The organism is Shigella sp. FC1967, from assembly GCF_001743005.1.
GTDB lineage: Bacteria > Pseudomonadota > Gammaproteobacteria > Enterobacterales > Enterobacteriaceae > Proteus.
On sequence record NZ_MIIZ01000623.1, the window covers coordinates 1 to 6,192 of the forward strand.

7 protein-coding genes and 2 pseudogenes are annotated in these 6,192 nt (G+C 32.7%); 2 read left to right on the forward strand and 7 right to left on the reverse strand.

Annotated features, from left to right (window positions below):
- Positions 1-201: 201 nt before the first annotated feature.
- From fetB to BHE89_RS07770, 7 genes and pseudogenes are all read right to left on the reverse strand, one after another.
- Positions 202-977, reverse strand: a pseudogene (fetB, locus tag BHE89_RS07745) (iron efflux ABC transporter permease subunit FetB).
- Between the two features lie 41 nt (positions 978-1,018).
- Positions 1,019-1,670, reverse strand: a pseudogene (fetA, locus tag BHE89_RS07750) (iron efflux ABC transporter ATP-binding subunit FetA).
- 161 nt (positions 1,671-1,831) lie between these two features.
- On the reverse strand, positions 1,832-2,218 hold the full coding sequence (locus tag BHE89_RS07755) for a DMT family transporter (RefSeq protein WP_171742479.1): 387 nt from the start codon (positions 2,216-2,218) through the stop codon (positions 1,832-1,834).
- Between the two features lie 61 nt (positions 2,219-2,279).
- Positions 2,280-2,723 carry a DMT family transporter gene (locus BHE89_RS07760; protein ID WP_128860388.1) on the reverse strand — a complete coding sequence of 148 codons (444 nt, stop codon included), beginning with the start codon at positions 2,721-2,723 and terminating at the stop codon, positions 2,280-2,282.
- A complete protein-coding gene (locus BHE89_RS25330; protein ID WP_286145982.1) occupies positions 2,701-3,141 on the reverse strand; it encodes an alpha/beta hydrolase in 441 nt (146 codons plus the stop codon). The genes BHE89_RS07760 and BHE89_RS25330 overlap by 23 nt, the downstream gene beginning before the upstream one ends.
- Entirely contained in the window at positions 3,116-3,475 is a 360-nt protein-coding gene (locus tag BHE89_RS25335; protein WP_286145983.1) for a hypothetical protein, read from the reverse strand. The genes BHE89_RS25330 and BHE89_RS25335 overlap by 26 nt, the downstream gene beginning before the upstream one ends.
- 814 nt (positions 3,476-4,289) lie before the next feature.
- The gene (locus BHE89_RS07770) at positions 4,290-4,745 is read right to left on the reverse strand and encodes a helix-turn-helix domain-containing protein (RefSeq protein WP_128860389.1); all 456 of its coding nucleotides are present in this window, start codon (positions 4,743-4,745) and stop codon (positions 4,290-4,292) included.
- 89 nt (positions 4,746-4,834) lie between these two features.
- On the opposite strand from BHE89_RS07770, the gene BHE89_RS07775 reads away from it, so the two are divergent.
- Together BHE89_RS07775 and BHE89_RS07780 are read left to right on the forward strand one after the other, a co-directional pair.
- Positions 4,835-5,455 (forward strand): TetR family transcriptional regulator, encoded by a 621-nt coding sequence (locus tag BHE89_RS07775; protein WP_069369105.1) that lies wholly within the window; start codon positions 4,835-4,837, stop codon positions 5,453-5,455.
- 118 nt (positions 5,456-5,573) lie between these two features.
- Positions 5,574-5,963 (forward strand): NUDIX hydrolase, encoded by a 390-nt coding sequence (locus BHE89_RS07780; protein WP_286145985.1) that lies wholly within the window; start codon positions 5,574-5,576, stop codon positions 5,961-5,963.
- Positions 5,964-6,192: the final 229 nt, after the last annotated feature.

Below are 6,192 nucleotides of genomic sequence, written 5' to 3' on the forward strand. Positions count from 1 at the left end.
ATACAGGTTAACATTATATCAATAATAAAAATTCTAGTTTTGATGCCAATAAGCGAAGAAATAATTTATAAAACGATATATTCTAGAAAATATATTGATGAAATAGTAAAGATATAAGATTTTAAACCGCTTTCTTAGTAAGGAATAAAAAAAGTCACTCAATTGAGTGACTTTTTTTCAATATAGTTTAAGTGGCTATAGTTATCGGTTTTCAAGATTAATAAGCTGGTGGCGCTGATTAAAAAATTTCTTATAGGTTAAATAGCAAGCAATAATGGTTGAAATGCTGGCTGTTGCCATCAACATAAAAGTCACCATAATTTGATACTTAACAGCTTGTAATGGATCAACACCCGCAAAGATGAGCCCTGACATCATGCCGGGTAAACTGACAATACCCACTGTCTTTGCTGCATCAACAGTTGGGATCAATGAAGATTTAATGCTATCTCGAATAATACTCATTGAGGCTAATTTAGGTGTCGCACCAAGGCTTAACATCTCTTGCAATTGCTGTTGTTGATTTTGAAACCGTTGACCTAAATTATTATAACAAAGCCCTGTTGCTATCATTGCATTACCCGCAATCATCCCCGTGATAGGGATAATTTGAATGGGGGTAAAAGCAATTGAACTGGTGAGCAACAAAATGGCTAGCGTTAATAATGCCCCAGTCGTAATAGCAGTAAAAGAGATTAAAAAAAATATCTTTAACGTATTTACTTCGCTTTTTAGCATTATAAGCAGCGTTATAGCAGATAAATAACACCATTAAGAAGGTCAAAATAAAATGGTCAACATGGAAAATATAGGTCAAGACATAGCCAACAATTAATAGTTGGACGATGGCTCTTGCTGTACTCCAAATAATATCTTTTTCTAAAGCGAGTTTTTTCTTTGCGGCTAATAAAAATAGCCACAAGAACTAATAAAAGCGAGAAAATCAAAGATTCATTGCTTATCGTATGTTCGTTCATAATATTATGTTCGCTCATAACAAAAGGGTGACGGATAAAAATTAAGCATCATTGTGAGAAGGTAATAAGATCACATCATCAGCATGTTTTATTTCATTTTGATCGTGAGTGACCCATAACACGGCAAGATTTTGATCTTTAACATAATGGTGAATAACATCATTCACTTTTGTTTTATTATCTTCATCTAATGCGCTTGTTATCTCATCAAGTAATAATATTTTTGGCATAAATTGTAGATTTCTTATCAGTGAAATACGCTGTTTTTCACCGCCCGAGAGTTCACTAATTCCTTTCTTCATAATGGATTCAGGTAAACAAAAATAATCCAAATCATGTGCCAGCTTTTTATCATCCACTGAGAGTTTTCGTAAGAAATAAGGAAACTTAAGATTATCGTAAACAGTTTCACCAAATAACATTGGTGTTTGAGTGCAATAAGAAACTTGTTGGCGATATCCTTCGGGTGACAACGTTAAATAGTCTTTATTTTCAAAGAAAATGGCTCCCTTTGTGGGGGAGAGTAGAGAAGCGATAATTTTGAGTAAGGTGCTTTTGCCACAACCTGAAGGCCCTGTGATAAGTTTAAATTCAGAAGGTTGAAGTTCAAAAATTGATGTTATCGAGGATAGTTTTGTTATTAACTTGATAACTTATTTTATCAAGACGTAAAAGTGTAGTCGTGCTTTCCATTCTTATCCTAAACTTAAAAGAGAGAATAATTATCATTATATAGAATTAACCATACAATGATCCTGCTTTAAATCAGTTAGTAAGCAAATTTTTGACTATTTAAGTATAGGAGAATAAGGATGCGAACTAATAAAAATGAGAAAATTATTTTTCTCGATTGACTAAAAAAAATGCCAAAATAAGATCAATAAACCTGAAATTAGAGTAAGACTTGATAGCGCTTCATTTAGTAAAAAATAACCTAAGATCCCCGCTGTAATCGGATTTAACGCAATAAATACACCTGCGCGTGTCGCGCCTATTTGCTTAATCCCAGCATAATAAAAGTAATAGGCAAGGGCAGAGCCAAAAATGCCTAAATAAAGCAAGGAAGCAATATCAATTTGAGAAAATGTTGTGTGGATCAGAATATCAATACGGCCCATTATTAAAGAGCTGACTAATAGTAAAATAGTGCCTATAAAAACAGAATATGCGACAGTTAATAAAGCGCCAATAGATTGGATAACGGGTTTTGCAAATACAGTATAAATTCCCCAACTCAGCACACAGCCTGCAATAAGTAAATCGCCTAAACTAGCCGAAGATGAAGAGGGAGTAGAGATATCACTACGAGAGAGAATAATAGAAAAAGCACCACCTAGGCAAAATAGAATACCAACAAATTGCTTGAGTGAAGGCCATTTTTTTTAAGGTTAAAGCGGATAGCAAGGCTATCATAGCTGGATTACAGGCAACGATAAATGCAGCTCTAGAAGCTTGTGTTAATTTCAAACCTTCAAAGAAAAATAAATTATAAAAGAAAATACCAAATAGTCCTAATAACAGTAAAACAGTACCTTGTTTTTTAGTTGGCTTATACCATTTGGTTTTCGTTAAAAATAAAATAAACAGCAGACAGAGAGTCGCGATAACAAATCGCAATGTTGCGAGTAATAAACCATCTATCTCAGGCGAGATAACTCGTCCTGCAATAAAAGTCCCACCCCAAACGATAGAGACTAAGGCTAATAATAGATAAGCCGTTAAATCATTCTTTGGATTGTTTTTCATATTGAGAATACCACTGCTGTATATCGCTGATTATTTCATCCGTTAAACGCTCACCTTGTTCATTATAAAATCCATGATCTAACTTATCGTATTTAATAAATTTCACATTAGGCTGGTTGATATCTTGGCTCAATTGATAAAATGCATCGACATTTACATTAGTATCATTAAGTGTCTGAATAATTAATATGGGCGTGTGTTGATTACTTTTAATGACTTTAAGTAAATCGATAGTAAAAAATTGTTGCCACCATATTTTACTGTGTTCACTTATAAATTGTTCATCATCTATTTGATTATTTTTTATGGCGTCAGCAAATTGCTGAAAGCCATTTAGAGCTTCTTCAACGTGTTCTTTCGGTGTGGTATGACGGACATTATAAAGAACATCATCAAGAAAAAAAACGCCCTCCGCCATTTAACGCAATCGCTGCTTTAATATCATTTCGTTTAGCTACCACTAAATGCACCATCGTGGCGCCTTCACTTCCACCAATTAAAATAATATTCGGATACTGTGGGGATAAATTATCTAATACAGCTTCATAATCTTCGGCTCGTTGTGTGGGATTATCATGACGCTTATAGCTTTTTGGACAATCAATACGCTCACCTTCATATTGTGAATAAGGTAATTGAGCGGTAATGCCGTATTTTTCTACCATTAAAACATCACTATTTGGTAACCATTGCCCAAAGGTTTCTTGGATAAACGTGTTATTTTTAATGCTGTTACAGTCAGAGCCTTGCATTAATACTAATAGAGTTTGATTTTTTCAGCGCGTTTATCAAGTAATAGCTAATTTCACTACCATCTTTCCGTGGGAGTAGATGTGTTGATATTTCTGCATAACTAGCAAAAGAAGGAAGTAAAAAAGTAGAGAGTAAAAATAGAAGTTGAGTACGCATGATCACCTTATTTATTTTTGTAGGGGGCTATAAGAAATTTTGTTCTAATAATAAGTAAACAATTAATTTAGTGAAATATTGTACAGAAGCAAGGGAGGAAAAATTTATCGCACAGATAATCGCTATAAAATTAATCTACTTTTAATAAAGCTATAATAAAAATAGCCTGAATAGTCAGGCTATGTGAGGATCATTAATGAATGGGAACAAAGTAATCAATTTCTAAGGTTTTTGGTAGTTCCATTAAATCAACATCCGTTTCTATACAGATATATCTTTCATATCAGCACCTAAGCGACGACATAAACCTAATGCAGGCAGGGTATAAAAATAAATTTTCATCGGCGAATTGTTTAATATTCTTCTAACGTTCCTTTAAATTGTAAATCTGACATAACGTTCCACCTTCAATCACCCTTTTTCTAAAACCGCTGGTTTTTGTAAAATGATCTAAGCTATTTAACCCAATTTCATAATCAATCTGGATTTTATTTTTACGTAATGTGTTAGGTTGGTATGAGATAAGCACCGTACTTTCTGAAAATTTTTTATCTGTATACAGTAAAAAATCATTCCAAAAATTGGTGGCGAATATCTTCGTGTAATTTTCCTATATCTTCGATAGAGCAAAAATATTGATATTGCATCCCATAAACATTAACTTTCAGGTAATTCCATAATTTTAGGGATCGGCAAATCAACAACATCAAAATTGATTGGCGGCTGAAAGTTATTACCACAAAGATTATCAAGTTTACGGTATTCTGTTGGTGTTACACCAAATGTAGCTTTAAAACGACGTGTAAATGATTGCTGAGAATCAAACTGATAACGCAATGCCACAGTCAGAATGGGCAATTTGGTTAAACGTAATTCTGTTGCCGCTTTTGTTAAGCGTCTTCCTCGAATATACGAAGCAAGTGTTAACCCTGTTGCTTGTTTAAATACGCGTTGTAAGTGCCATTTTGTATAACCAGAACGGATCGCAACATCATCAAGTAGCAACGGTTTTTCCAGATTCACCTCAATCCAGAGAAGAAGTTCTTTGATAATTTCTATATTAAAGGTGGATAAGGTATTTGAAGGGGTAAGCCCATTGTACTGAGATGACATGATAATTTCCTGAAAATATTTTGTTCAGTTTACACAAAACTGATACCCATATATTATTACATACTTATGGTATGTTTTAGGGTTTTATCATGAAAATAAAATCACGGCAACAAGAGAATTCAGAGCAAACGCGTGCAGCATTACGTGAAGCCGCACAAGAACTATTTATAAATCAGAGTTATTGCGATGTTTCTGTCGATGAAATATCACGTCATGCAAGAGTAACGAAAGGGGCTTTTTATCACCACTTTAGTAATAAAAAAGCCCTATTAAAAGAGTGCTACCTTTTTCAGGTTGATAAAGTCGTTGAAAAACTCGTGCAAATTCCTATCTATGATGATAAGTGGCAAGAGTTAGACGCTATTTTTAGTTTCTGTGTTGATCATATTTATCAACATAAAGATAAGCTTATTCCCTTACAAGAAATAATTTCCGTCTTAGGCTGGAAGGAGTGGGACGAAATTGATTCACAAATTCTTATCCCTCGAATTAAAAAATGTGTAGATATTCTTTATGACAAACAGGAAATTTGTACCTATTCTCCTGATATTGTGGTGAATTTAATTTATGGATTTGTTACACATATTGCGATTAATTTAAAAAATGAAGCAACACTACCTGAAAATGCTTGTAAGGACTTTAAAACAATATTTTCTGATTTTTTAATGGGAATAAAACAATCTTCAATAAATGCCAAAGGCCATAATTAACATAAAAATAATAATCGATATGATGTACATTAGATAAACATAAATAGAGTAAAGGATCAGAGTATCATGACAATAGAAGTGCCTAAGAGTCATTTCACCGCAACGGGTATTGTCTTTAATGAGCAGGGCAAATTTCTTCTCCATTTACATTCTAAAAATTGGTTGTTGGTTACCCCCAGGTGGTCATATAGAAGAAAATGAAGAGCCACAAGATGCAGTATTAAGAGAAATTGAAGAAGAAACAGGTTTATTGTGTGAGTGCCTTTGCTATCAACCTGAATTTAGCCTTAACCTAAATAACCATGATGTTATTGAGCTTGTAAAACCGCTCGCCATTTTAAAAGAACCTATTCACGATAAAAAGCAAGGGTTTCATTATCACATCGATATGATTTATCTTTGTAAACCGTTAAAAAATAGCCAATTAACAAATAAATCTTTCCAATGGTTTTCTTTGGAAGAAATAAAAAAAAATAGAAACACCATTAGATGTGATAAGACTTATTGAACTAACTGAAAAACTATTAATAGAAAAAATTATTTAAATTTCTTAATAAAGTTAAATTATTCATAATAAATAAACAATAAAAGCATTTTTTAGAAAGTGCTTTATTTTTATTGGAAATAAAAACATTTTGCAGAAGCCATTATAAATAATTTTTAAATTAAGTAAATTAATGTTAATAGGATATGTACCTATTAGAACGTAAAATGAAAACATAAAAATAAAATGACAA